We start from the raw sequence: 23,055 nt of genomic DNA, 5'->3' as shown, positions 1-23,055 counted from the left end.
GAACACCTGCGTAAAACTGGAAGCGCGGAAAAGTAACAAGCGCAGTAAACGCAAAAAGGGCGTCCCCTCAGACGCCCTTGCTGGTATGCGGTCGCCCGTTATTTACGCGGCGGCGGCTTCTCCGTTGTCCGGAAGGCGCTTGTGCGCCACGTGGTTATGGTCTTGCAGCATGGATTTGTGTTTCAGAACCTGCCTGTCCAGCCTGTCCATCAGCGTGTCGATCGCTGCGTACAGATCCTGCGCCGCGCTTGCCACATGCAAAATTTTGCCAGATACCTGTAGGTTGATCTCGGCTTTTTGCCGCTTTTCTTTTTCGGTGAGGTTATCGATGGCAAGGAACACGTGGGTGTCGATCACGTGGTCGAAATGGCGGGTGATGCGCTCGAGCTTATTCTGAACGTATTCACGGATGGCGGGGGTGACTTCGAGATGGTGGCCGCTGATTGTGAGGTTCATACACACTCCTTAGGGAAGGTGCCCTGCCCGTGCCACAAGGTGAGAATGGGCAGTAGCTTTACAGGGATTTGCGGAGGCTGACGGGCGGAATCTTGAGCGCTTCACGGTACTTGGCGACCGTCCTGCGTGCAATGACCATACCTTGTTCCCCGAGCATCTCCGCGATCTTGCTGTCGGATAATGGGTTCCTAGGGTCTTCTGCTCCTGTCAATTGCGCAATGAGTGCGCGGATCGCCGTCGAGGAGGCTTCTCCCCCCGCTTCGGTGGCGACGTGGCTTCCGAAGAAGTACTTCAGCTCAAACATGCCGTGCGGGGTCAGCATGTATTTCTGAGTAGTCACACGCGAGATCGTGCTCTCGTGTAGGCCTAGTGTATCAGCTATCTCACGCAAAACAAGAGGGCGCATGGCAACCGCGCCGTGGCTGAAAAAGTTGCGCTGGCGCTCGACAATTGCCTCGGCGACACGCAGGATCGTGTCGAAGCGCTGGCGCATATTCTTGATGAGCCACTTGGCTTCCTGCAGCTGCGCGCCCATCTGGCTTTCGCTCTTTCCCTGCTTGAGCAGGTTGGCGTACAGGGAGTTCACGCGCAGCTTCGGCATCACGTCCGGATTCAGCGACACCGCCCAGCCGCTCTTGGCGCGCCGCACGATCACGTCCGGCACCACGTAGTCGGACACGCCCGCGCCGAAGGCCGCACCGGGGTGCGGATTGCACTGGCGGACCACGGCCTGCACCTCGCGCAAGTCTTCGTCGTCGCAGTCGAGCGCATTCTTCAGCTTGGTGTACTCGCGCTGCGCGAACCAGGTCAGGTAGCCCTCGACGATCTTCAGGGCCAGGCGCCGCGTCACCAGCGGCACGCCCGGCATGCGGCGGATCTGCAGCGCCAGGCACTCGGCCGCGCTGCGCGCGCCGACGCCGACCGGATCGAGGCTCTGCACCAGCGCCAGCGCGCAGCGCAGCTCGTCCATCTCGATCTCGAGTTCTTCCGGCAGGCGCGCATGGATCTCGTCGAGCGGCTCTTCCAGGTAACCGTTGTCGTCGAGCGCGTCGATCACCAGCTCGGCCAGCGCGCGGTCGCGCTGGCTGCAGGCGCTCATGCGGATCTGTTCCGCCAGGTGTTCGCGCAGGGTGATGCTGTCGGCTTCCAGCTGCGGGCGGCCATCCTCGTCGTCGCCGCTGCGGGCGCCGCCGCCTTCGCCGCCCCAGTCGCTGTCGGCCTCGCCGCGCTCGCCCTCGCCGCCGCCACCCTCATCGAAGCCCTCGCCTTCCGCCTTGGCGCCTTCTTCGGCCGCCGGCTGCGGCGCCGGCGCATCGCCGTTTGCGGGTGCACTGTTGATGGCGCCGTCGGCCAGCAGGCGCACCGAGCGGTCGAGCGGATCGTCGAGCCGCTCGAGCAGCGGGTTGTCGTGCAGGATCTGCTCGATCTCCTGGTGCAGTTCGAGCGTGGACAACTGCAGCAGCCGGATCGACTGCTGCAGCTGCGGCGTGAGCGCCAGGTGCTGCGAGGTGCGGAGCTGCAGGGATTGTTTCATTACATCCTGAAGTGTTCGCCGAGGTAGACGCGCCGCACGTTTTCGTTGGCGATGATGTCGTCAGGCCGGCCCGAGGCCAGCACCGCGCCCTGGTTGATGATGTAGGCGCGGTCGCAGATGCCGAGCGTCTCGCGCACATTGTGGTCGGTGATCAGGACGCCGATGTTGCGCTCTTTCAGGAAGCGCACGATGCGCTGGATCTCGATCACCGCGATCGGGTCGACGCCGGCGAAGGGCTCGTCCAGCAGCACGAAGCGCGGGTTGGTGGCGAGCGCGCGCGCGATCTCGACGCGGCGCCGCTCGCCGCCCGACAGCGACAGCGCCGGGTTCTCGCGCAGCTTCTCGATCTGCAGCTCGGCCAGCAGGGTGTCGAGGCGCTCGTTGATCTGGTCCTTGCTGAGCGGCTTGCCGTCCATGCGCTGCAATTCCAGCACGGCGCGGATGTTGTCTTCCACCGTCAGCTTGCGGAACACCGAGGCTTCCTGCGGCAGGTAGGACAGGCCCAGCACAGCGCGCCGGTGAATCGGCAGGCTCGAGATGTCGGTGCCGTTGATGTCGATGGTGCCGGCGTCCGAGGGCACCAGGCCGACGATCATGTAGAAGGAGGTGGTCTTGCCGGCGCCGTTGGGGCCGAGCAGGCCGACCACTTCGCCGCACTCCACCTGCAGCGACACGTCGCGCACCACCAGGCGCTTGCCGTAGCTCTTCTGCAGGCCCTTGACGATCAGGGTGCTGCAGCCCTCGCCCGCCGAGGTCATCGCCGCCGTCATGGATGCCGTCATTGCTTGGCACCCTCAGTTGCAGATGCGGCCGGCGCCGTGGTGCGGCGTGGCGCGATGATCAGGGTGCCGCGGCCGCCGCCCACCTTGCTGGCGCCGCTGGCGTCGTTGCGCACCTGCGCGACTTCACGGCGGTTGTCGTAGGAGATGAAGGGGCCCTTGATCTCATTGGTCATGCGGCCGTTCTCCAGCTCGCGCACTTCGGCGGCGGTGAACAGCTTGACCAGTTCGGCGCGCTCGTCGTATTCGATGCGCTGGGCCTGGCCCTCGACCCACAGGTCGGGACCGCCGTCGCGCTTCTGGCGGAAGGTGGCGGTCTTGCCGTTGTTCGCGGTGAGGGTCACGCTCATGTAGCCCTCCGGCGTTTCCTTGACCAGGGCGCGGTCGGATTTCAGCACCAGCGTGCCGCGCGTGAGCACGACGTTGCCGGTCAGGATGCGGGTCTGGGTGACCTCGTCCACGTCGAGCGAATCGAAGTTGATCACGGCCTGCTTGAGCGAATCGGCGCGCTCCGCCGAGGCGCCGAAGGCGGCCAGGGTGAGGCATGCGGCTGCGATGAATTTTTTCATGTTGCTTGTCCTGGGTTGCACGCGGCGCCTGTCATTCGCGGCGCTGGCGTGGCGGATAGATGATCTGGCCGCGGCTGGCCAGGTGCAGCTTCTGGGTCGCGTTGTTGGCGACCATGCCGGTGCCGGTCACGGTCGCGGCGCCGAGCTGCATCTCGATCGGCTTGTCGGTCTTGAGGATTTCCTCGTCGGGCAGCACGGTCAGCGCCTGGGTCCGCACGCGCAGGGCTTCGCTGGTCGGCGTGGCCGGACGCCGGATGTCGACGTTGCCGAGCAGTTCGACGCGGTGTTCCTCGTGGTGGATGCGGGCGCGCTGGGCGACGATGTCGGTGCGCGGGCGGCCCGGCGTCATGCCCTGCATGGCCGGCTGTTCGACCACGGACACGTCGCCCTCCGGCGTGTGCGCCAGGCGCTTGCCCGTCACCACGTAGCTCGGCTTGCCCTCTTCCGTCATGCGCACGAAGGAGAAATTCTCGACGATGTAGTCCGGCTCGCTCAGCGGACCGCCGAGGCGGGCGTCCGTGTCCTCGCTCTCCATCAGCTGCACCAGCCAGAAGCTGCCGAAGGCGCAGAAGGTAGCGATCATCATGATCGCCAGGAGCTTCCAGCGGTGGGCGGTGCGCTTGTAGTTGACCATGTTCCCTCAGGCGTATTCAGGCGAAATACGGCGCCAGCGCCTGTTCGTAGCTGCCCTGGGCGCGCATGACGAGGTCGCAGACCTCGCGCACGGCGCCGCGGCCGCCCGCGTTCTTCGTCACGTAGTGCGCGCGGTGCTGCACGTCCGGGTGGCCCGAGGGCACGGTGACGGCGAAGCCGACGCGGGTGAACAGCGGCAGGTCGATCACGTCGTCGCCGATGTAGCCGCATTCCTCGGGAGTGACCCCGGTCGCCGCCAGGAGTTCCGTAAAGCCGACGCGCTTGTCGTGGATGCCCTGGTAGACATGGGAAATGCCGAGGTCGCTAGCTCTCTTGACCACGATCGGCGACTTGCGCGCGCTGATGATGGCGGTCTTGATGCCGGTCTTGTTCAGCAGCTGGATGCCGAGGCCGTCGAGCACGTTGAAGGTCTTGGTGACCTCGCCGTCCGGGCCGTAGGTCAGGCTGCCGTCGGTGAGCACGCCGTCGACGTCGAAGATCATCACCTTCACGCGCGCCGCGCGCTGCATGTATTCCGTCGCAGTGATCAAACCATTCATCAGATCACCTTGGCGCGGGTCAGGTCGTGGATGTGGAGTGCGCCGACCAGGCGCTCATCATGATCGACGACCAGCATCTGGTTGATGCGGAACTCTTCCATGACGGCGACGGCGTCGACCGCCAGCTGTTCCGGATGGATGCGGCGCGGGTTCGCGTGCATCACGTCGCGAATGCTGATGTTCGAGAAGTCCTGCACGCGCTCGATCAGGCGGCGCAGGTCGCCGTCGGTGAACACGCCGACCGGGCGGCGTTCGGCGTCGACGATGGCGGTCATGCCCATGCCCTTCTGGCTGATTTCCAGCAGGGCGCGGGTCAGCGGGGTGTCCGGCGAGACGGCCGGGATGGCGTCGCCGCTGCGCATGACGTCGCGCACGTGGGTCAGCAGGCGCCGGCCCAGGGCCCCGCCCGGGTGCGACATCGCGAAGTCTTCCTCGCGGAAGCCGCGCGCATCCAGCAAGGCCACGGCCAGGGCGTCGCCCATGGCCAGGGTGACGGTGGTGCTGGTGGTCGGCGCCAGGTTCAGGGTGCAGGCTTCCTTGGCCACCGAGATGTCGAGGTGGATTTCGGACAGCTTGGCCAGGCGCGAGTGCGGCTTGCCGGTCATCGAGATGACGTGCGTGCCCATGCGCCTGATGGCCGGCAGGATTTCCAGCAGCTCGGACGATTCGCCGGAATTCGAGATGGCGATGAAGACGTCGTGCGAGGTCACCATGCCGAGGTCGCCGTGGGCGGCTTCGCCCGGGTGCACGAACATGGCCGGGGTGCCGGTCGAGGCCAGGGTGGCGGCAATCTTGCGGGCGATGTGGCCGGATTTGCCCATGCCCGAGACCACCACGCGGCCGGTGCAGCCGTACAGCAGCTGGACCGCGCGCACGAAATTGTCGTCGTCGCCGAGGCGCGCATGCAGGGCGCGGATGGCATCGGCTTCGATGGCCAGGGTCTCGCGGCCCAGCTCCAGCGCACGGCGGGCCTGGTCCGCGTCAAAACTTTTCAGCATTATTTTTTCATGGGTTACACTCATGTTGGCAGTATAAACGAATTGGGTAAGCAAAAAACTTGCCAGTCGTAACAAACCACTACAACGATAACGAAAAAAACAACTGGGGCCAATGCATTCCGGACTTGAACTGACCCTGCTCCTGCTGGGCTGCGCCGTGCTCGGCGTGGTCGCCTTCCGGATGCTTCACCTCCCGCCGATGCTCGGCTATCTGGCCGCCGGCGTCTTGATCGGCCCCCATGCGCTGGCCCTTGCCAACGAAAGCCCGGCCACCCATGCGCTGGCCGAGTTCGGCATTGTGTTCCTGATGTTTTCCATCGGACTCGAATTCTCCCTGGCCCAGCTCAAATCGATGCGGCGCATCGTCTTCGGGCTGGGTATGGCGCAAGTGGTATTGACAATCGTGGCCGCCATGGTCTTCGGCCTGTTCATTTCCTGGTGGGCCCCTGCCCTGCACGTGAGCTGGCAGGCCGCCTTCGCCCTGGGCGGGGCGCTGGCGATGTCGTCGACCGCGATCGTGGTCAAGATGCTGACCGAGCGCCTGGAACTGGAAAGCGAACACGGACGGCGCATCATCGGCATCCTGCTGTTCCAGGATCTGGCGGTGGTGCCGCTCCTGATCCTGATCCCCTCGCTGGCGCGGCCGGCCGAGGAACTGGTGGTCACGCTCGGCTGGGCGGCGCTGAAGGCCGCTTTCGTGCTGGCCCTGCTCCTGAAGTTCGGCCAGAAGCTGATGCGCAACTGGTTCACCATCGTCGCCAAGCGCCGCTCGCAGGAGCTGTTCATGCTCAACCTGCTCCTGGTGACGCTCGGCCTGGCCTGGGTCACCGAGCAGGCCGGCCTGTCGCTGGCGCTGGGGGCCTTCGTGGCCGGCATGCTGATCTCCGAGACCCAGTACAAGCACCAGGTGGAAGAAGACATCAAGCCCTTCCGCGACGTGCTGCTCGGGCTGTTCTTCATCACGGTCGGCATGCTGCTCAACCTCGGACTGGTGCTGGAGCACTGGTGGCTGGTGCTGGCGCTGGTGATCTTCCCGGTGCTGCTCAAGTTCGCGATCATCGCGGCTCTCGCCAAGGCCTTCGGTTCCAGCGACGGCGTGGCGATGCGCACCGGCCTGGCGCTGGCCCAGGCCGGCGAATTCGGCTTCGTGCTGCTGAACCTGGCCATGGGCTCGAAGCTGGTCGACCCTTTCCTGCTGCAGCTGGTGCTGGCCTCGATGGTGCTGTCGATGCTGGTCGCACCCTTCGTCATCGACAACATGGACCGCATCGTCATGAAAGTCTCGTCCAACGAATGGATGATGCAGTCGCTGCAGCTGACCCAGATCGCCAGCCGCGCCATGAAGACCCAGAAGCACGTGATCATCGCCGGTTTCGGACGCAGCGGCCAGAGCCTGGCGACGCTGCTGACCGAAGAGAAGCTGCCCTGGTACGCGCTCGACCTGGATCCGGAGCGGGTGCAGGAAGCGCAGTCGGCCGGCGCCAGCGTGTCCTACGGCGATGCGGCGCGGCGCGAAAGCCTGATCGCGGCCGGCATCAACCGCGCCAGCGCCCTGGTGATCACCTTCGCCGACACCCGCCTGGCGCTCAAGGTACTGCACCTGGTGCACGAGCTGGCGCCGAACCTGGCCGTCATCGTGCGCAGCCACGACGACAGCGACCTCGACGTGCTCAAGAAAGCCGGCGCCACCGAGGTGGTGCCGGAAGCGCTGGAGAGCAGCCTGATGCTGGCCTCGCACGCGCTGGTGACGATGGGCGTGCCGCTGCGCCGCGTGGTGCACCGCGTGCAGGCGGCGCGCGACGAGCGCTACGCCTCGCTGCGCGGCTACTTCCACGGCGCCAGCGACGTCTCGGACGACCTGGAACACACCTACGTACGCCTGCATTCGGTGACGCTGCACAGCGGCGCCATCGGCATCGGCAAGCGCATCGGGGAGCTGGCGCTGGAGGAAGTGGGCGCCGAGGTGACGACCGTCCGGCGCAATGGACAGAGCCTGGGCTTCGATCCGGAGACGACCCTGCTGGCGGGGGACGTGCTGGTGCTGCGGGGAGAAGGCGAAGCGGTCAGCCACGCCGAAGGCCGGCTGCTCTGATTTACGACAGCGACACGACGCGATTGCGGCCGTTGGCCTTGGCCTGATACAGCGCCGTATCCGCCTGCGCCACCAGATCCTGGGCCACGCCCTCGATTGCATGATCGCGCTCGAAGTCGTCGAGCGTCGCGACCCCGATCGAGACCGTCACCCCGACCTGCTCGCCCGTGCTCAGGTCGACCGGATTCAGGGCGACGCTGGCACGGATGCGCTGCGCCACCATGCTGGCGCTTTCCAGGTCGGCGTCGATCAGCAGCACCACGAATTCCTCGCCGCCGAAACGTCCCAGCGCGTCCGAGATGCGCAGTTCGGCCTTGATGCGTTGCGCCACCTCGCGCAGCACGTCGTCGCCGCCTTGGTGGCCGACGCTGTCGTTGACCTGCTTGAAGTGGTCGATATCGATGTACATGCAGGAGATGCGGTAGCCCTGGCGGCGCGCCCGCGCGATCTCTTCCACCAGGCGGCGGTCGATGTAGCGGCGGTTGTAGACGCCGGTGAGCGAATCGGTCAGCCCGATAAACTTGAGCATCTCGTTGCTGATGACGTTCTCGAGGCAGATCGCGACGATCGATCCCATGTGCTCGATGAAATCGGTGCCGAGGGCCGGGGTGAAACGGTTCGGGTCGGAGCTGCCCAGGTTCAGGCTGCCGATCAGGCGGGTATTGCGCAGCAGCGGCACCAGGGCCACGCTCTGCAGGCCCTTGGGCGGATGCGGGAACATCGCGCCATGGCGCGACGGTGCATACGGCCCCAGCACCGCACGCGGAGGGCGTCCCTCCGCCACCTTGAACCCGAGTTCGTCCGCCTGCTCGCAAAACAGCAGGTTGGGCAGCTCTTCGTAGTCGACGCCCAGCTTGTGCATGACGGTATAGATGTCGGCCTCCGGGTCCACCAGCGCCAGGGTCACGGTGTCCAGCTCGGAGATGAGCGGCAGCGTGCCGAAGATGGTCGACACAAGTTCCTGGAACGAGCCGGCGCCCACGATCTGCAGGTCGAAGGTCTGGTGGCGGGTCATGATCGAGTGGTTGCGCTCGGCCTGCTCGAGCAGGTACGCCATGCGGGAACGCAGGGTTTCGTTCTCCAGCATCAGTTCTCGCGTCTGCGCATCCGGCTCGTGCATTGAAGATTCCTTTCAGCAATAACCGTAACATTACGCCATCTTCCCAGCCTTGCAAACGAAAAATCGCCCGGGGTGGGCGATTTAACGACACTCAGCCAGCATAACGACGCTCAGAAGGCGATGGCGGTTTCCAGTTCTTGGCCGACATACAGGGAGCGTCCCGCGCCCGTCGTGACGATGCAATTCATACCCATGCAGACGGCGCCTTCCATGCGCGGGTTAGCGCGGTAGGACTGCAGGATGTCGAGCGGATTCGGGCCGGGAATGCCGGTGGCCTGGTCGATGGCCGGGATCGGGCAGCGTGCGCAGGGTTTTACTGGACGCAGCGCCAGGCCGTCGGCGGCGAAGGATTCGACGTAGTCCTCCTCAAACGCTTCGAGCCCGTCGACCACCAGGTTCGGGCGGAAGCGGTTCATCGGCAGCGGCGCGCGGCCGGCTGCTTGCAGTCTTGCGTTGAGATCGTCGAGCGAGGATTGGCCGATGACCAGGATCGGGTAACCGTCCGCGAAACGGGTTTCGGCGGGCGCGCCGCCGGTCCACTTGGTGCTGGTCGGGCGCTGCACGTCCGGACGGAAGCGCACCAGGCGGCAAGGCCCTTGGATGGCGTCGGCGAACCAGGCTGCCGCTGCGTCACCGCAATCGGCGGCGTCCACGCTGTGGTCCCAGATCTGGACCGCCATGCTGCGCGCGGCGGTGTCGTGCGCGAGCGGCAGGCGCAGCGGCGGCATGCCGGGGGCCGCCACCTCGACGGCGTCGCCATCGATGCGCGGGGTGAGCAGCGCCATGCGCGGGTACTCGCGCTGGGTCAGGAACTGGCCGTCGTGGGTGACCAGCATCCACTCGCGGTCGTGCACGCCCTCGGCCACCAGGCCCGAGACGTGGAACTGCGCCTCGGGCACCGAGATGCCGGCGCAGGACTTGATCGGGTAGATGAGGAGTTCGGTAACGGTGGCCATGGGCCGACAGTATGGCAGGAATTGTCCTACCCTGTCAGCCGCCGGCAGCCGCCTTGGCCTTCTCCTCGCGCTCGCGCTGCAGGCGCGCCTCGAGGTTCTTGCCCGCGCCCGCGGCCAGCTTGCGGCAGCCGTCCGGATCGATGAAAGGGTTTGATTGTGCGGACTTGCGCGCCGCCTTGCCGAAGGCGTCCGTGGCGGAGGGATGGGCGGCGATCACGATGTCGCACTTCAGGCCGGCGATCCTGGCGATCGTCTGGCGGAAGCTGGCCGAGCGGTCCGGGTAGCCGGGGCCGCCGGTGTAGTGGAAGCCGTCGGTGGACACCGGGGTCAGGCTGTCGGCATAGACCATGTCGAGGCACTTGCCGGCTTCGCAGGACTGCCAGGTCCAGGTGGTACCGCCGGGCGTGTGGCCGGGCGTGTAGTGGACGGTGAAGCGCAGCGGACCGACCGCCAGGGTTTCGCCGTCCGCGACTTCGTTTACCTGCGCGACCTTGGGCATATGGGCACGCTCCTTCGGGTCGTATTGCGGATCGTCCGTGCCCGGCGTGCCGTCGCGCAGCACCTGGGCGCCGTGCGGGCTGTGGGCGACAGTGGCGCCGCTGGCCTTCTGCAGCGCGGCGATGCCGCCGGCATGGTCGAAATGGGCGTGCGAATTCAGGATCAGCTTCACGTCCTGCATCTTGAAGCCGAGGGACTCGATGTTCTTCCGGATTAGCGGGGCGGACTGCGGCAGTGCGCCGTCGAGCAGGACGTGGCCCTGGGGGCCGGTGACCAGGATGGCCGACAGGCCGGCGGTGCCGACGTAGTACGTGTTGCCATGGACGTTGAAGGGCGCCACCGGCTGGTTCCACTCGGCGCAGGAACCGCAGTTGATCGCGTCCTGCGCCGGCGCGCCGTTCGCGGCCAGCAGGAGGGCGGCAGTGACCAGGCTTGTTTTCATGACTCGCTCGCTTGTAGGGATGTTGGGGAAAGGCTTGCTCGAGCTAGTTAAGCATGCGAAGGGCGACCGGAAAAGTATTGTGGGACGAACTGGCGCCGATGCGGGACGAACTGGAACCCATAACGAAAAGCCCCGCTCGATGGCGGGGCTTTTCGGTCGGGCGCTTGGCAGCTTAGACGTTGAACAGGAAGTTCAGCACATCCCCATCCTTGACGATGTACTCCTTGCCCTCAGCACGCATCTTGCCCGCTTCCTTGGCGCCGGCTTCGCCCTTGTAGGCGATATAGTCGTCGTATGCAATGGTCTGGGCGCGGATGAAGCCGCGTTCGAAGTCGGTGTGGATCACGCCGGCCGCCTGCGGGGCGGTGGCGCCGACCTTGACGGTCCAGGCACGCACTTCCTTCACGCCGGCGGTGAAATAGGTCTGCAGGCCGAGCAGATTGTAGGCGGCGCGGATCAGGCGGTCCAGGCCCGGCTCTTCCATGCCCATGTCGGCCAGGAAGTCTTTCTTGTCGGCATCGTCCATCTCGGCGATTTCCGATTCGATGGCGGCGGAAATCGCCACGATCGGCGCGTTCTGCTTCTTGGCGAACTCGGTCAACTGGTCCAGCAGCGGGTTGTTGGTGAAACCGGTGTCGGACACGTTGGCCACGTACATCGCCGGCTTCGCGGTAATCAGGTGCAGTTCGCGGATCATGGCCCGCTCGTCGGCGTCCAGGCCCATGGTGCGCACCGGCTGGCCTTCGTTCAGGTGCGGCAGCATGCGCTCGCAGAGCGCGACCAGCTTGGCCGCGTCCTTGTCGCCCGAACGCGCTTTCTTGTTCTCGCGGTGGATCGCCTTCTCGACGGCGCCCAGGTCGGCCAGCGCCAGTTCGGTCTGGATCACTTCGATGTCGTCAATCGGGCTGACCTTGCCGGAGACGTGCACGACGTTGTCGTCTTCGAAGCAGCGCACCACGTTGACGATGGCGTCGGTCTCGCGGATGTGCGACAGGAACTGGTTGCCCAGGCCCTCGCCCTTCGACGCGCCGGCCACCAGACCCGCGATGTCGACGAATTCGACGATTGCCGGCACGATGCGCTCAGGCTTGACGATCTCTGCCAGCGCCTGCATGCGCGGATCCGGCACCTCGACCACGCCGACGTTCGGCTCGATGGTGCAGAACGGGTAGTTCTCGGCCGGGATGCCGGCCTTGGTCAGGGCGTTGAACAGGGTGGACTTGCCGACGTTCGGCAGGCCGACGATGCCGCATTGGAGACTCATGGGAATACTTTCTCTCGTGTAGATGCGGAGCGGAAGAAGCCCGGCTCCAAAACCCCACATTGTAACCGGGGACGCTATGGGTTGCTGAAAAAAACGGCTCAGGAAACTAGCCTTACACATCAAAATTACTGTCGAGAATCTTTACAGTCACGCCTACCCTGCTTCGCGTCCTGTAAATATACCTTTTGCAATCAATGACTTGCCGAGATGGAACGAGAATTGCTAAGTAACAATCAACTTACCTTATTTTCTAACATCATGACCAAATTCATCTTTGCACTGGCCATCGCGGCAAGCCTGTTCGCGGCAAGCGCGAACGCAGTCACCATCCGCACCGGCTACGCGAATGCCGGCCTGGTCGGGGGCGACCTGACCGACCCGGAAAACAATGGCAACCCGGAAGCCGACGTCGGCTATAACGCGACTTTCCGCTCCTCGGTCGAGCAAGGTTTCGGCGGCGGCGAATATGCGTTCAACGTGTTCGACAACCGGGTCGGCGGCGGCAACGACAAGTGGTGCTGCGACACCAACGTCTGGGTCGAGGCCAATTTCGGCAGCAAGCGCTACACCCTGACCAGCTTCACGGCATCGTCGGCCAACGACGTCCCGGGCCGCGACTCGAACCAATGGAAGATTCTTGGTTCGAACGACGGCATCAACTACACCACCATCTTCAGCTACGACAAGCCACAGTCGGTCTGGACCGATCGCCACCAGACCGCCCAGTTCTTCGTTGGTACCGATTACAGCCTGCCGGCGTCCTACAGCATCTTCCGCTACCAGTCGACGCGCGTGGTCTCGGACAGCATGCACCAGCTGGCCGAACTGGAATTCTTCGGCACGCCGGCGCAGATCCCGGAGCCGGCCAGCGTCCTGCTGATGGGCCTGGGCGCACTGGGCTTTGCCGCGCGCCGCCGCAAACAGGCCTGACTCCTCGGGCACAAGGACAACCGCTGCCGAGGCAGCGGTTTTTTTTCGCCTGGATCAGATCGGCTTGATCAGCGACAGGTCCGGCTTTTCCACGAAGGCCGCCAACTCGTCGCGCAGGCGCTGCCCTTCCCCGATCGCGCGCTGCCAGTTGCGGATGCGCTCGTCATGATCAAGGCCGTAGAACTTGAAGTCCGCCCGGTCCGGCAACTTGGCGCGCGGCAGGGTGCGCAGGAAGTCATCGGAGGGTGAGACGATCAGCACGTTGTCGAGCCAGCCGCGGTGGGCGCGCGCCGCGCGGCGCCACGGGAAACCCTTGTCGAGCCAGCCCGGCACGATGTGCTGGGTGAAATGCGGGTAGAGCACCAGGTTGCCTTTTGCCTCCCCGGCCGCCCGCGCATACGGCAGGGCCAGGTGGTAATCGATGAGGCCGCCATCCCAGTAGCTGCCGGGCGGCAGGTGCTCGATGCCCGTCACCGGCTTCATGATGAGCGGCAGCGTGCCCGAGGCCAGCAGGCCGGCCGCCAGGTTCTTGCGGGTGAGCGTGGAGAAGTGCGTGGTGAAGGCATCGAAGCGCTCGCGCAGCCACGGCGCCTGGGCACGCGCATCGCCGATCACGACCCGTTCCATGCAGCGGCCGAGCCAGGCGCGCGAGCAGGCGTTATGGAGTGCCGCCGCCGCAAAACCGCGCAGCTCGGCGCGCGGGTGCCCCGGTGCGGCAAGGCCGCCCTTGCCGCGGACGGCCAGCAGGTGCAGGCGGTGGTGCGGATGGCTCACGATGTCGTCCTCGTGGCCGCGCACGAATTCACCCAGTAGGCCCTGTACGACCTTGTCGATCTCGTGCTGGGACGGCTTGCGGCTGGTGTAGCGCTGGCCCGCATACAGTTCGCCCAGGCGCGCGAAGGCCTTGGCCGGATCGCGCTGGCAGGCCGCGGCCATGCGCCAGGCGCCGATCGAGGAACCGATGAGCATGCGCTCGCGCGGCGCGCCGGGGAGCCATTCGCCGAAGGTCCACTGGTCGAGCGCCTGGAAGATCAATCCCTTGGGGCCGCCGGCCGCGGCCGGCACGATGGCGATGTCCTTGGCGCGCAAGCCCTGCGCGCCGATCTGGGCCAGGGCCAGCGGCCCGGCGTGGAATGTGAGTGCCTTCATGGCGCGAAATTATCGCAGGAAGAACGCGCTTGTGCTGGCTCAAGGGTGGCTCCGGGGTGCTGCGTAACATGGGCCGATCGCTTTCGCGGAGCTTGCCCATGTCCTTCCGACTTGCACTGTGTCTGTTGCTGCTGCTCGCCTGCGGCCGGCTCGCCGCAGCCGACAGCGGCACCGACCATTCGGTGGTGGTCGAGCGCCACCGGCAGCATTTCACGGTCGATGCCGACGGCGCCTATACGCTCGAGGTCGAACTGGTGAAACGCATCGCCGGCGCCGCCGCGGTCGCACGGCAGGCCGAGCAGGCCATCAGCTTCAACGGCTCGCTCGACCAGGTCGTGGCCATCGCGGCCTGGACCACCAAGCCGGACGGACGGCGCGTGCCGGTCGCGCCGCAGCAGATCCGCGACCAGCACGAATCCGCCTCCCTCGATGCGCCGATGTTCCAGGACACGCGCCTGAAGGTCGTCATCTTTCCCGACGTCGCCGTGGGCGATACGCTCAGCCTGCGCTATACCGTGCGGCGCCACACGCCGCTGTTCCCGGGCCAGTTCGAAGACTTCACGGTGCCCGGCTTCGTCCGCCACAAGGACTTCCAGCTGATCTACGACCTGCCCGCCTCGATGACGCTGCATGCGGACGCTGCCGGCTTCGTGCCGGTGGCCGGCGAGAGTCCGCCCGGCCGCCGCCGTCATAGCTGGCGCTACGTGGACGGCGACAATGAACGCATCGAACAGGGCTCGGTGAGCTATCTCGACTACGGGCGGCGGCTGGCGGTCTCGACCTTCCCCGACTATGCGGCCTTCGCCCGTGCCTATCACGCGCGCTCGGCCGCGGCGGCAGTGCCCGACGATGCCATTGCCAGGCTCGCCGCCCGGCTCACGCAGGGACTGGACGACCCGCGTGCACGGGCGATCGCGCTGTCGGACTGGGTAAGGCGCAACATCCGCTATGTCGCGGTCTACCTCGGACCGGGCGGCGTGGTGCCGCATCCTGCTGCCTCGGTGCTGGCGAACCGCTATGGCGACTGCAAGGACCATGCCGTGCTGCTGCAGGCCCTGCTGGCGGCGGCCGGCATTCCATCCAGCGCGGCGCTGGTGAACGGCGACGATGCCTACCGCCTGCCGGCGGTGCCGACGCTGGGCGTGCTGAACCACGTGATCGTCTACCTGCCGCAGCTGCAACTTTTCCTCGACCCGACCGCCGGAACGGTCGCGGGCGGCTTCCTTCCCCCTGCCCTGCTCGGAAAACCGGTGGTGCTGGCCGAGTCGGGACGGTTCGCAGTGACGCCCGCCTTTCAAGCGGCACACAGCCGCACCGCGACCCGCTTCGACATTGCCCGCGACGGCAGCAGCCGCTTCCACGTCAGGCGCAGCAACGGCGGCGCCATGGCCGAACCCGCCCGCCAGGTCATCCGCGCCACGCCGCAGGCCGAGCGCGACGGCTTTGTGCGGCGCATGCTGGCCGGACTCGGGCAAACGGGTGATGGGCTGCTCGAGCCGGGCGACGCACTAACCGACGACTACACGCTGGCTTTCTCGGGCGCGACCGACGGCTTCGTGCGGCTGCCGGGACCGGTCGCCCTGGCGACGACCTACAATTTCTGGGGCGGGCTGGGCGATGCGGTATTCGAGCTCGGGCGCGAGCCGGAGCGGCGCCAGGAATTCGTCTGCCCCGCCATCGATGCCGAGGATGAGCTGCGCTATGCACTGCCGCCGCGTACCCGCGTGCTGGCCTTGCCCAAGGGGCTGGTGGTGGATGACGGCAGCTTCTTCTACCGCTCGCAGTATGCGCGGCAGGGAGATGCTGTGGTCGTGAAGCGGCGCCTGCAGTTCCGGCATACGGCGGCCACCTGCACGCCGGAGGATTACCGCCAGATGCGGCCGGCGCTGGAGCGCATGATGGGCGACCTGCGTGGGCAGGTGGTCGTGCAGGGGCGCTAGCGCGCCGCTGTCTTTTCGTCTCAGGCGCTGTGCAACTGCATCATTGCCACATCCATCTTGCCTTCGCAAGCGAGCGGAATGATGCGCAAGGCCTTGTCGATCGATTCCTCGATCAGGGTCTGCTCTTCGCGGCGCGGGCGGTGCAGCACGAAGTCGGCCACGCCCTGCTGCAGGTTGAGGCTGCGCGGGTGGCCGATGCCGAGGCGCAGGCGCCAGTAGTCCTGGGTGCCGAGCGCCGAAGTGATGTCCTTCAGTCCGTTGTGCCCGCCCGAAGAGCCGCCCTTCTTGAGCTTGGCCACGCCCGGCAGCATGTCGAGCTCGTCATGCACGACCAGCACCTCGTCCGGATTGACCTTGTAGAAGCGTGCCAGCGCGCCGACCGACTGTCCGGAGCGGTTCATATAGGTCAGCGGCTCCAGCAGCCAGACTTCATTACCTGCGATCCGGGTCTTCGCCACCATGGCGTTGAAGCGCGATTCGCGCTGCAGGCGGCAGCCGGGCAGCGAATTCGCCAGGTTGTCGACCAGCCAGAAGCCGGCGTTGTGGCGGGTTTGTTCGTACTCCGGGCCCGGGTTGCCGAGGCCGACGATCAGACGGATGGACATGCTCTGTCTACTTTGATTCTGGGAAAAACAGGATTATCGCTGAAAACCGGAGCCCACCGTGCCGATGATGCGCACGGGCGCCGCCGGGCAGCGTTCGCCAACAAAAAACCCGCCGGGCAAGCCACGGCGGGTTCTGTTTCCTGCTAGCCGCTTGCACGGCTAGCGAAGAAGGCTATTACTCAGCAGCTGCTTCAGCCGACGCTGCGCCGCGCGGGATCGACGAGGTGACGATGGTCAGGTTCTGGCCGTGGGTCAGCGCGGTCACGCCTTCCGGCAGGGTCAGGTCGTTCACGTGGATCGACTGGCCGGCTTCCAGCTTGCTCAGGTCGACTTCGATGAACTCCGGCAGTTTACCCGGCAGGCAAGCCACTTCCAGTTCGTTGGCAACGTGCGAGATGACAGCGCTGCTCAGCTTGACGGCTGGCGAGATCTCGGCGTTGATGAAGTGCAGGGTGACCTTGGTGTGGATCGGCTTCGATGCATCGACGCGCTGGAAGTCAGCGTGCAGGACCAGTTGCTTGTATGCGTGCATCTGGAAGTCGCGCAGCAGGACTTGCTGGGTCTTGCCTTCGATTTCGAGATCCAGGACCGAACCATGGAAAGCTTCTTTCTTGAGCGCGTGGTACAGGGCGTTGCCGTCCAGGGCGATCAGTTCCGGGGTAGCTGCGCCACCGTAGATGATGCCTGGGGTCTGGCCAGCCTTGCGCAGGCGGCGGCTCGCTCCGGTCCCCTGCTGAGTGCGGTTGAATGCGACTACTTTCATGTGATACTCCAAAAATAAATGGGTCCGAATGCCGGAGATGCTCCAGCCCGGTAACCCAGTGATGACCGCCCCGCGACCAGGGCAGTCGTGAACAAGCGCCTTACTGCGCGCTCAAGAATGCGGGAAACCCAAGATGTTACAACGGCGCGCCGGCTATGTCAGCCGGCGCGCCGCGAAAAACGGTGTATTGTTGCTTATTCAGCGAACAGCGAGATGACCGAGTCGCCCTTCACGATCCGCTTGAAGGTCTCGGCCAGCAGCGGTGCGCTGGTCAGCTGGCGGATCTTGCTGCAGGCGGCGCCGGCCGGGCTCAGCGGGATGGTGTCGGTGACGACCAGCTCGTCGAGCGGCGAATTCTGGATACGGTCGATGGCCGGACCCGACAGGACCGGGTGCGTGCAGTAGGCGACAACTTTCTTGGCGCCGCGCTCTTTCAGCACTTCGGCGGCCTTGCACAGCGTGCCGGCGGTGTCGACCATGTCGTCCATGATCACGCAGTTGCGGCCTTCGACTTCACCGATGATGTTCATGACTTCCGACACGTTCGCCTTCGGGCGGCGCTTGTCGATGATCGCCAGGTCGCAGCCGAGGCGCTTGGCCAGCGCACGGGCGCGCACCACGCCGCCGACGTCAGGCGACACGACCAGCAGGTCGTCGTAGTTGCGCTTCTGCAGGTCGCCCAGCAGGATCGGCGATGCGTAGATGTTGTCGACCGGGATGTCGAAGAAGCCCTGGATCTGGTCGGCGTGCAGGTCCATGATCAGGACGCGCTCGACGCCGGCTTCTTCCAGCATGTTGGCGACGACCTTGGCCGAGATCGCGACACGCGCCGAGCGCGGGCGGCGGTCCTGGCGGGCGTAGCCGAAGTATGGGATGGCGGCGGTGATGCGGCCGGCCGATGCGCGCTTGAGCGCGTCAACCATCAGGATGATTTCCATCAGGTTGTCATTGGTCGGTGCGCAGGTCGACTGCAGGACGAAGACATCCTTGCCGCGCACGTTCTCGTTGATCTCGACCATGACTTCGCCGTCCGAGAATTTCGAAACGACTGCTTTGCCGAGTGGAATGCCGAGGTTCTTAGCGACCCCCTCTGCCAGTGCCGGATTGGCGTTGCCGGTAAAAACCATCAGGTTTTCGTAAGCCATGGAGGAAGTCCCAAGAATATGAAGTTGACTCTGGAAAAACAATCAGCCGGATGTACCGGCTGATTAGCTTGTGGATGCAGGCGGAACGCTACACCGCTGTTTATCCCGCCGGAAGCATCCGCTTCGACGGCCGGGAAAACTTTGGCAGGGGAACAAGGATTCGAACCTTGGTATGCCGGAATCAAAATCCGGTGCCTTAACCAGCTTGGCGATTCCCCTACACGACTGAACTGCTTGCCGTTACATTCTGCGTATTTTAACGCCTAACGTCGCGACAGGCAAAATTTTATTCCATAACTGCTTGATTTTGCAAGAGCCATTTCATCGGGTGACTCATCAGCGAATGCGCTTTCCATGCTTTCCAGTAGCTTGGCACCTGTGCCAGGACCTGGTCCGCTTCACGCTCGCCGGAGAAGGCACAGAACACACATGCCCCCGAGCCAGTCATCCTGGCATCGCCGTGCTTGCCCAACCATTCAACCGCCTCTGCTACCGGCGGGAACAGGCGTTCAGCCACGTCCTGCAAATCATTTTTCCCGAAACTCAACTGCTTGCCTGAAACAGCGAGGCTGCTGGAAAAGTCCGCTATTGTAACGGGCTTGGTGTCCCGCGTCAAATCGGATGCCGAAAAAATTGCCGGGGTCGGTACTGCCACGCCCGGCTCGACCACCACATACCAGCAATCCGGACCGGGCACGGCCTGCAGGCCCTCGCCCACGCCCTCGGCAAACGCGGTCTCGCCGAACAGGAAGAAGGGGATGTCGGCGCCGAGCGGCAAGCCGAGGTCCATCAGTTCCTGCTGGGTCAAACCGGCCTGCCACAGGTGGTTGGCCGCCATCAGCGCGGTGGCGGCGTCCGAGGAGCCGCCGCCCAGTCCGCCGCCCATGGGCAGGATCTTCTCGATCGCGACCTCGATGCCCGGCGGCAGGCGGCCATGGCGGCGCGCATACGCCGCCTGCAGCAGGCGCAGCGCGCGTACGATCAGGTCCTGGTCTTGCGGTACGCCGGGCACATCCGTGCTGCGCACGATCTGGTCATCGTCGCGCAGGTCGAAATGCAGGGTGTCGCCGTGGTCGATCAGCTGGAAAACGCTTTGCAGCAGGTGGTAGCCGTCGGCACGCCGGCCGGTCACGTGCAGGAACAGATTGAGCTTGGCCGGAGCCGGGCAATGGTGCAGCGAACGCATGCGAATCTCAGTCCTATCCCTCAGCCCTGCCCTGCCGGATTGATGACGATGCGAATCGCCAGCTCCTGAATTTCCCCTGCCGCGGCGCGCTCGGCGTGGATCACGCGCGGCGCCGGCTGGGCGGCGTTCGGGTCTTGCCACTCGACGAAGCGCAGGCGCCAGCCGTCGCGCGTGGTCACGGTATTGTTGGCCGGCGAGGCGGCGAAGCGCTGCCCCTGCGCGTCCACGGCATAGCCCTGCAGCCAGTCGCGCAGGCCGGCCACCGGCAGCGGCCAGCCGAGCGTGCGCTGGGTCAGCGTGTCGATATCGGCTTCGCTCAGCGGCGCGCGGCCGGCCTGGGTCAGGGTGGCGGACTGCGGCGTGACCTCGATGGTGGCGATGGTCTGGCCCAGCGGATTGGCCAGCGTGAGGTCCACGCGGCCCGGGCGCTGGGTCCAGTCGTAATTGCCGGTCAGGGATTCCTGCTTGCCGTCCTTCTGGTAGTTGACGGACAGGCGGCCGCTCAGGTCGATGCTGTCGCGGTAGCCGGCGACGGTCGCGACATTGGTGCTGGTGGTGGCGCAACCGGCCAGGGTAAGGAAAGCGGCAGCGCAGGCAAGGCGGGTCAGGCGTCGGGAAATCGGCATCGGCTTCAGCGGAATCAAAAGCTGGATTATTTCACAAGCTCTGGCGCAGGCGCGCCAGCGTGTTGCGCAGGGTATCGTTCTGCGGGTCCTTGGCGCGCGCCTCGCGCCACAGCTCCTGGGCGGCAGCCAGCTGTCCCTTCTGGAACAGCACCTCGCCAAGGTGCACGGCGATTTCCGGGTCGCGCCGCAGCGCATACGCGTTGCGCAGCTGCTTCTCGGCTTCGTCCAGGTTGCCCAGGCGGTACTGGACCCAGCCCATGCTGTCCATGATGAAGGGGTCGCCCGGCGCCATCTCGAGGGCCTTGGCGACCAGGGTGTGGGCTTCCTGCAGGCGGATGTTGCGTTCGGCCAGCGAATAGCCGAGGGCGTTGTAGGCGTGGTGGTTGTCCGGCGCCAGCGTCATCACCTCGCGCAGCGCCTTTTCCATGGTCTCGACGCGGCCGATCTTCTCGGCCAGCAGGGCGAAGTCGTACAGCAGGTCGGGATTCTTCGGGAAGCGCTTGGCGGCCGCTTCCATCAGCGTGAAGGCTTCGAGCGTGCGGCCGGCGTCGCGCAGCAGCTGCGATTCGGCCACCGCCACCTGCACCTGCTGCGCCGGCTCGGTCGGTTTCAGGCCGGCCAGCAGCTTGCGTCCGCCCGCCAGGTCGCCCTGGCGGCCCAGCAGCTGGGCGCGGCGCAGCTGGGCGCTGAGCATGAGCTGGGGCTCGGTCCCCGCGGGCACCTTCTCGAGCCAGGCCTGGGCGCCCGGATAATCGCCGCGTTCTTCCGCGATCTGCGCCAGGATCAAGAGCGCGCGGGTCGGGTCGCGCTCGTCTTCAGGGTTGCGGCCGAGCACCTCGACGAAGCGGATGAAATAGCCTTCCGCCGCCTTGACGTCGTTCATCTGGGTCGCCAGCACGCCCAGCGCGTACAGGTTGCTCGCATCCTCGGGGCGTCCCTTGAGCAGGGCTTCGAACTGGGCGCGCGCCTGCGGGTACTGCTTCTGGTTGACCAGCACCCGGGCATGGGCGGCACGCACTTCGCGCGCTTCCGGGTGGGTTTTGAGGAAGGTTTCCAGCAGCGGGGCGACCTTGGCGTCGTCCTCGAGCACCTGGGCCATCATCAGCACTGCGATTTCGGAATCCGGCTTGGCCGCGATGGCGGCCTGCGCCGCAACGCGGGCCGCCTCGCGCTCGCCGCGCGCCAGTGCCGCATGGGCGCGCACGATATGCGCCTCGAACGTGCCGTTGTAAGGCGCGATGACGCGCTCGAGCATGGCGCCGGCGGCCTCCTTGTCCTTGGCGCGGCCCAGCAGCTGCTGGATCTGGAACAGCAGCATGCCGCGCGCGTCGGCCGGCGCCTTGCGCAGGCGCTCCACGAAGATCGGTTCGACGTCGGCGATGTTCTCGGACGTGACCACCATCCCGACGAAGTACTGGGTCGCCTCGTCCGATTCCGGATCGAGCTCGCGCCACAGGCGCACGGCGGCCAGGGTGTCGTCGCCCTGGCGCGCGGCCACCGCCATCTCGGCCGCGCGGCGTGCCAGGCGCGGGTCGCGCGTCTGCTTGGCCAGCGACAGCATGGTCAGATAGGGGCCCTGCCAATCGCCCTTGCGGAATGCAAACTCGGCCTTAAGTAGCTGGTTCAGCATGCTGCTGGTCAGTTCGACCTTCGGCAGCCGCGCCTCGACTTCGGCCCGGACCTTGGCTTCCAGCTCTTCCTCGCTCGGCGCTTCCGCCACGGTTTCCTGCGCGGGGACGGCCACGGACTGCTGCTGCGTAGTCTGCTGCGCAGTTTGCTGTCCCGGCGCGACAGCGCACGCCGCCAGGATGCTGGAGAGGGTTACAATGACGAAAGCGTTTTTCAAGGCAAGTCCGGGTTCTGAGATGTTGTCTGATTCTACGCTCAAGCATGCGCCCGCGTGCACTGCAGCGCGTTTACTTAATGGCTGCCTAAGACTTTACACGACTCTCCCCCCATGCCTGAACTGCCAGAAGTAGAAGTCACCCGGCGCGGTGTCGCGCCCCATATCGAAGGCCGCGTCGTCGAGGGGGTGGTATGCCGCCGCGAAGGCCTACGCTGGCCCTTCCCGCCCGGTTTGTCCGAACTGCTGGCCGGCCGCCGCATCCTGGCGACCGGCCGCCGCGGCAAATACCTCTTGATCGCATTCGAGCACGGCACCCTGATCGTCCACCTCGGCATGTCCGGCCACCTGCGCGTGCTGCCGCCGGGGATCGAAGCGCGCAAGCACGACCACTTCGACCTGGTGGTGAACGGTCCTGAAGGCAAACAGGTGCTGCGCCTGCACGACCCACGCCGATTCGGCGCCGTGCTCTGGCACGGCAAGGACGAAGGCGAACTCGACGAGCACCTGCTGCTGCGCGGCCTCGGCGTGGAACCGCTGGGCGAAGGCTTTTCCGGCGAACTCCTGTGGCGCGAGACCCGCAAGCGCAACGCCCCGATCAAGCAGGTGCTGCTGGCCGGCGACATCGTCGTCGGGGTCGGCAACATCTACGCCTGCGAAAGCCTGTTCCGCGCCGGGATCAACCCGAAGACGCCGGCCGCGCGCATCAGCCGCGTCCGCTACGACCGGCTGGCGGAGGCCATCAAGGACATCCTTGCCGCCGCGATCGCGCAGGGCGGCAGCACCTTAAGGGACTTTATTGCAGTAAACGGACAATCAGGGTATTTCCAGCAGACATATTTCGTCTATGATCGTGCAGGAGTGCCCTGCCGCAACTGTGGGTCGCCGGTCCGCCAGATCAAGCAGGGCCAGCGGTCGACCTTCTACTGCGTGCAGTGCCAGCGCTAAAGGCCGCGCGGATCACCCA

General features: G+C 65.6%; 22 protein-coding genes and 1 tRNA gene. 4 read left to right on the top strand and 19 right to left on the bottom strand.

The window, feature by feature from the left end:
• Positions 1–102: 102 nt before the first annotated feature.
• The 7 genes from hpf to AC56LK_RS22115 are packed head-to-tail and all read right to left on the bottom strand — an operon-like array spanning position 103 to position 5,553.
• Positions 103–456: a ribosome hibernation-promoting factor, HPF/YfiA family gene (hpf, locus tag AC56LK_RS22145; RefSeq protein WP_159698125.1), complete on the bottom strand. Its 354-nt coding sequence runs from the start codon at positions 454–456 to the stop codon at positions 103–105.
• Between the two features lie 58 nt (positions 457–514).
• Positions 515–1,990, bottom strand: coding sequence for an RNA polymerase factor sigma-54 (locus AC56LK_RS22140; protein WP_497186630.1), 1,476 nt, complete (start codon positions 1,988–1,990; stop codon positions 515–517).
• Positions 1,990–2,772, bottom strand: a complete 783-nt coding sequence (lptB, locus tag AC56LK_RS22135; RefSeq protein ID WP_436107853.1) for an LPS export ABC transporter ATP-binding protein — start codon at positions 2,770–2,772, stop codon at positions 1,990–1,992. Before lptB ends, AC56LK_RS22140 begins: the two co-directional genes overlap by 1 nt.
• Entirely contained in the window at positions 2,769–3,338 is a 570-nt protein-coding gene (gene lptA / locus AC56LK_RS22130) for a lipopolysaccharide transport periplasmic protein LptA (protein ID WP_497186629.1), read from the bottom strand. The genes lptB and lptA overlap by 4 nt, the downstream gene beginning before the upstream one ends.
• 31 nt (positions 3,339–3,369) lie before the next feature.
• Complete coding sequence (lptC, locus tag AC56LK_RS22125; RefSeq protein ID WP_497186628.1) at positions 3,370–3,972, bottom strand: LPS export ABC transporter periplasmic protein LptC; 603 nt, start codon at positions 3,970–3,972, stop codon at positions 3,370–3,372.
• 16 nt (positions 3,973–3,988) lie between these two features.
• Positions 3,989–4,531 carry a KdsC family phosphatase gene (locus AC56LK_RS22120; protein ID WP_497186627.1) on the bottom strand — a complete coding sequence of 181 codons (543 nt, stop codon included), beginning with the start codon at positions 4,529–4,531 and terminating at the stop codon, positions 3,989–3,991.
• Positions 4,531–5,553 carry a KpsF/GutQ family sugar-phosphate isomerase gene (locus tag AC56LK_RS22115; RefSeq protein ID WP_497186626.1) on the bottom strand — a complete coding sequence of 341 codons (1,023 nt, stop codon included), beginning with the start codon at positions 5,551–5,553 and terminating at the stop codon, positions 4,531–4,533. The genes AC56LK_RS22120 and AC56LK_RS22115 overlap by 1 nt, the downstream gene beginning before the upstream one ends.
• 88 nt (positions 5,554–5,641) lie before the next feature.
• On the opposite strand from AC56LK_RS22115, the gene AC56LK_RS22110 reads away from it, so the two are divergent.
• Positions 5,642–7,621: a cation:proton antiporter domain-containing protein gene (locus AC56LK_RS22110; RefSeq protein ID WP_497186625.1), complete on the top strand. Its 1,980-nt coding sequence runs from the start codon at positions 5,642–5,644 to the stop codon at positions 7,619–7,621.
• Position 7,622: 1 nt separating this feature from the next.
• On the opposite strand, the gene AC56LK_RS22105 is transcribed toward AC56LK_RS22110, so the two are convergent.
• The 4 genes from AC56LK_RS22105 to ychF all read right to left on the bottom strand — a co-directional run bounded on the left by AC56LK_RS22105 (position 7,623) and on the right by ychF (position 11,901).
• Positions 7,623–8,741 (bottom strand): GGDEF domain-containing protein, encoded by a 1,119-nt coding sequence (locus AC56LK_RS22105; RefSeq protein ID WP_497186624.1) that lies wholly within the window; start codon positions 8,739–8,741, stop codon positions 7,623–7,625.
• Positions 8,742–8,851: 110 nt separating this feature from the next.
• On the bottom strand, positions 8,852–9,697 hold the full coding sequence (locus AC56LK_RS22100; RefSeq protein WP_497186623.1) for an MOSC domain-containing protein: 846 nt from the start codon (positions 9,695–9,697) through the stop codon (positions 8,852–8,854).
• Between the two features lie 34 nt (positions 9,698–9,731).
• Positions 9,732–10,637: a subclass B3 metallo-beta-lactamase gene (gene bla / locus AC56LK_RS22095; protein WP_497186622.1), complete on the bottom strand. Its 906-nt coding sequence runs from the start codon at positions 10,635–10,637 to the stop codon at positions 9,732–9,734.
• A 172-nt stretch (positions 10,638–10,809) separates the two neighbouring features.
• Complete coding sequence (gene ychF / locus AC56LK_RS22090) at positions 10,810–11,901, bottom strand: redox-regulated ATPase YchF (RefSeq protein ID WP_436107862.1); 1,092 nt, start codon at positions 11,899–11,901, stop codon at positions 10,810–10,812.
• A gap of 258 nt (positions 11,902–12,159) precedes the next feature.
• Here ychF and AC56LK_RS22085 point away from each other — a divergent pair, with 258 nt between their 5' ends.
• Positions 12,160–12,831, top strand: a complete 672-nt coding sequence (locus tag AC56LK_RS22085; protein WP_497186621.1) for a PEP-CTERM sorting domain-containing protein — start codon at positions 12,160–12,162, stop codon at positions 12,829–12,831.
• 54 nt (positions 12,832–12,885) lie between these two features.
• On the opposite strand, the gene AC56LK_RS22080 is transcribed toward AC56LK_RS22085, so the two are convergent.
• Entirely contained in the window at positions 12,886–13,980 is a 1,095-nt protein-coding gene (locus tag AC56LK_RS22080; protein ID WP_497186620.1) for a patatin-like phospholipase family protein, read from the bottom strand.
• Positions 13,981–14,078: 98 nt separating this feature from the next.
• On the opposite strand from AC56LK_RS22080, the gene AC56LK_RS22075 reads away from it, so the two are divergent.
• Positions 14,079–15,920, top strand: a complete 1,842-nt coding sequence (locus AC56LK_RS22075) for a DUF3857 domain-containing transglutaminase family protein (RefSeq protein ID WP_497186619.1) — start codon at positions 14,079–14,081, stop codon at positions 15,918–15,920.
• A 20-nt stretch (positions 15,921–15,940) separates the two neighbouring features.
• On the opposite strand, the gene pth is transcribed toward AC56LK_RS22075, so the two are convergent.
• The 7 genes from pth to AC56LK_RS22040 all read right to left on the bottom strand — a co-directional run bounded on the left by pth (position 15,941) and on the right by AC56LK_RS22040 (position 22,091).
• Positions 15,941–16,525 carry an aminoacyl-tRNA hydrolase gene (gene pth / locus AC56LK_RS22070; RefSeq protein ID WP_497186618.1) on the bottom strand — a complete coding sequence of 195 codons (585 nt, stop codon included), beginning with the start codon at positions 16,523–16,525 and terminating at the stop codon, positions 15,941–15,943.
• Positions 16,526–16,700: 175 nt separating this feature from the next.
• Complete coding sequence (locus AC56LK_RS22065; protein WP_436107868.1) at positions 16,701–17,288, bottom strand: 50S ribosomal protein L25/general stress protein Ctc; 588 nt, start codon at positions 17,286–17,288, stop codon at positions 16,701–16,703.
• 194 nt (positions 17,289–17,482) lie between these two features.
• Positions 17,483–18,433, bottom strand: coding sequence for a ribose-phosphate pyrophosphokinase (locus AC56LK_RS22060; RefSeq protein WP_497186617.1), 951 nt, complete (start codon positions 18,431–18,433; stop codon positions 17,483–17,485).
• Between the two features lie 142 nt (positions 18,434–18,575).
• A tRNA-Gln gene (locus AC56LK_RS22055) sits at positions 18,576–18,652 on the bottom strand.
• A 67-nt stretch (positions 18,653–18,719) separates the two neighbouring features.
• On the bottom strand, positions 18,720–19,619 hold the full coding sequence (ispE, locus tag AC56LK_RS22050) for a 4-(cytidine 5'-diphospho)-2-C-methyl-D-erythritol kinase (protein ID WP_497186616.1): 900 nt from the start codon (positions 19,617–19,619) through the stop codon (positions 18,720–18,722).
• A gap of 20 nt (positions 19,620–19,639) precedes the next feature.
• Entirely contained in the window at positions 19,640–20,245 is a 606-nt protein-coding gene (locus AC56LK_RS22045; protein WP_497186615.1) for an outer membrane lipoprotein LolB, read from the bottom strand.
• A 31-nt stretch (positions 20,246–20,276) separates the two neighbouring features.
• The gene (locus AC56LK_RS22040) at positions 20,277–22,091 is read right to left on the bottom strand and encodes a tetratricopeptide repeat protein (protein WP_497186614.1); all 1,815 of its coding nucleotides are present in this window, start codon (positions 22,089–22,091) and stop codon (positions 20,277–20,279) included.
• Positions 22,092–22,202: 111 nt separating this feature from the next.
• On the opposite strand from AC56LK_RS22040, the gene mutM reads away from it, so the two are divergent.
• Positions 22,203–23,036, top strand: a complete 834-nt coding sequence (gene mutM / locus AC56LK_RS22035) for a bifunctional DNA-formamidopyrimidine glycosylase/DNA-(apurinic or apyrimidinic site) lyase (RefSeq protein WP_497186613.1) — start codon at positions 22,203–22,205, stop codon at positions 23,034–23,036.
• Positions 23,037–23,055: the final 19 nt, after the last annotated feature.

Source organism: Telluria sp. ZB4P36 (genome assembly GCF_059685865.1).
This window is presented reverse-complemented; position numbering and strand designations above follow the sequence as displayed.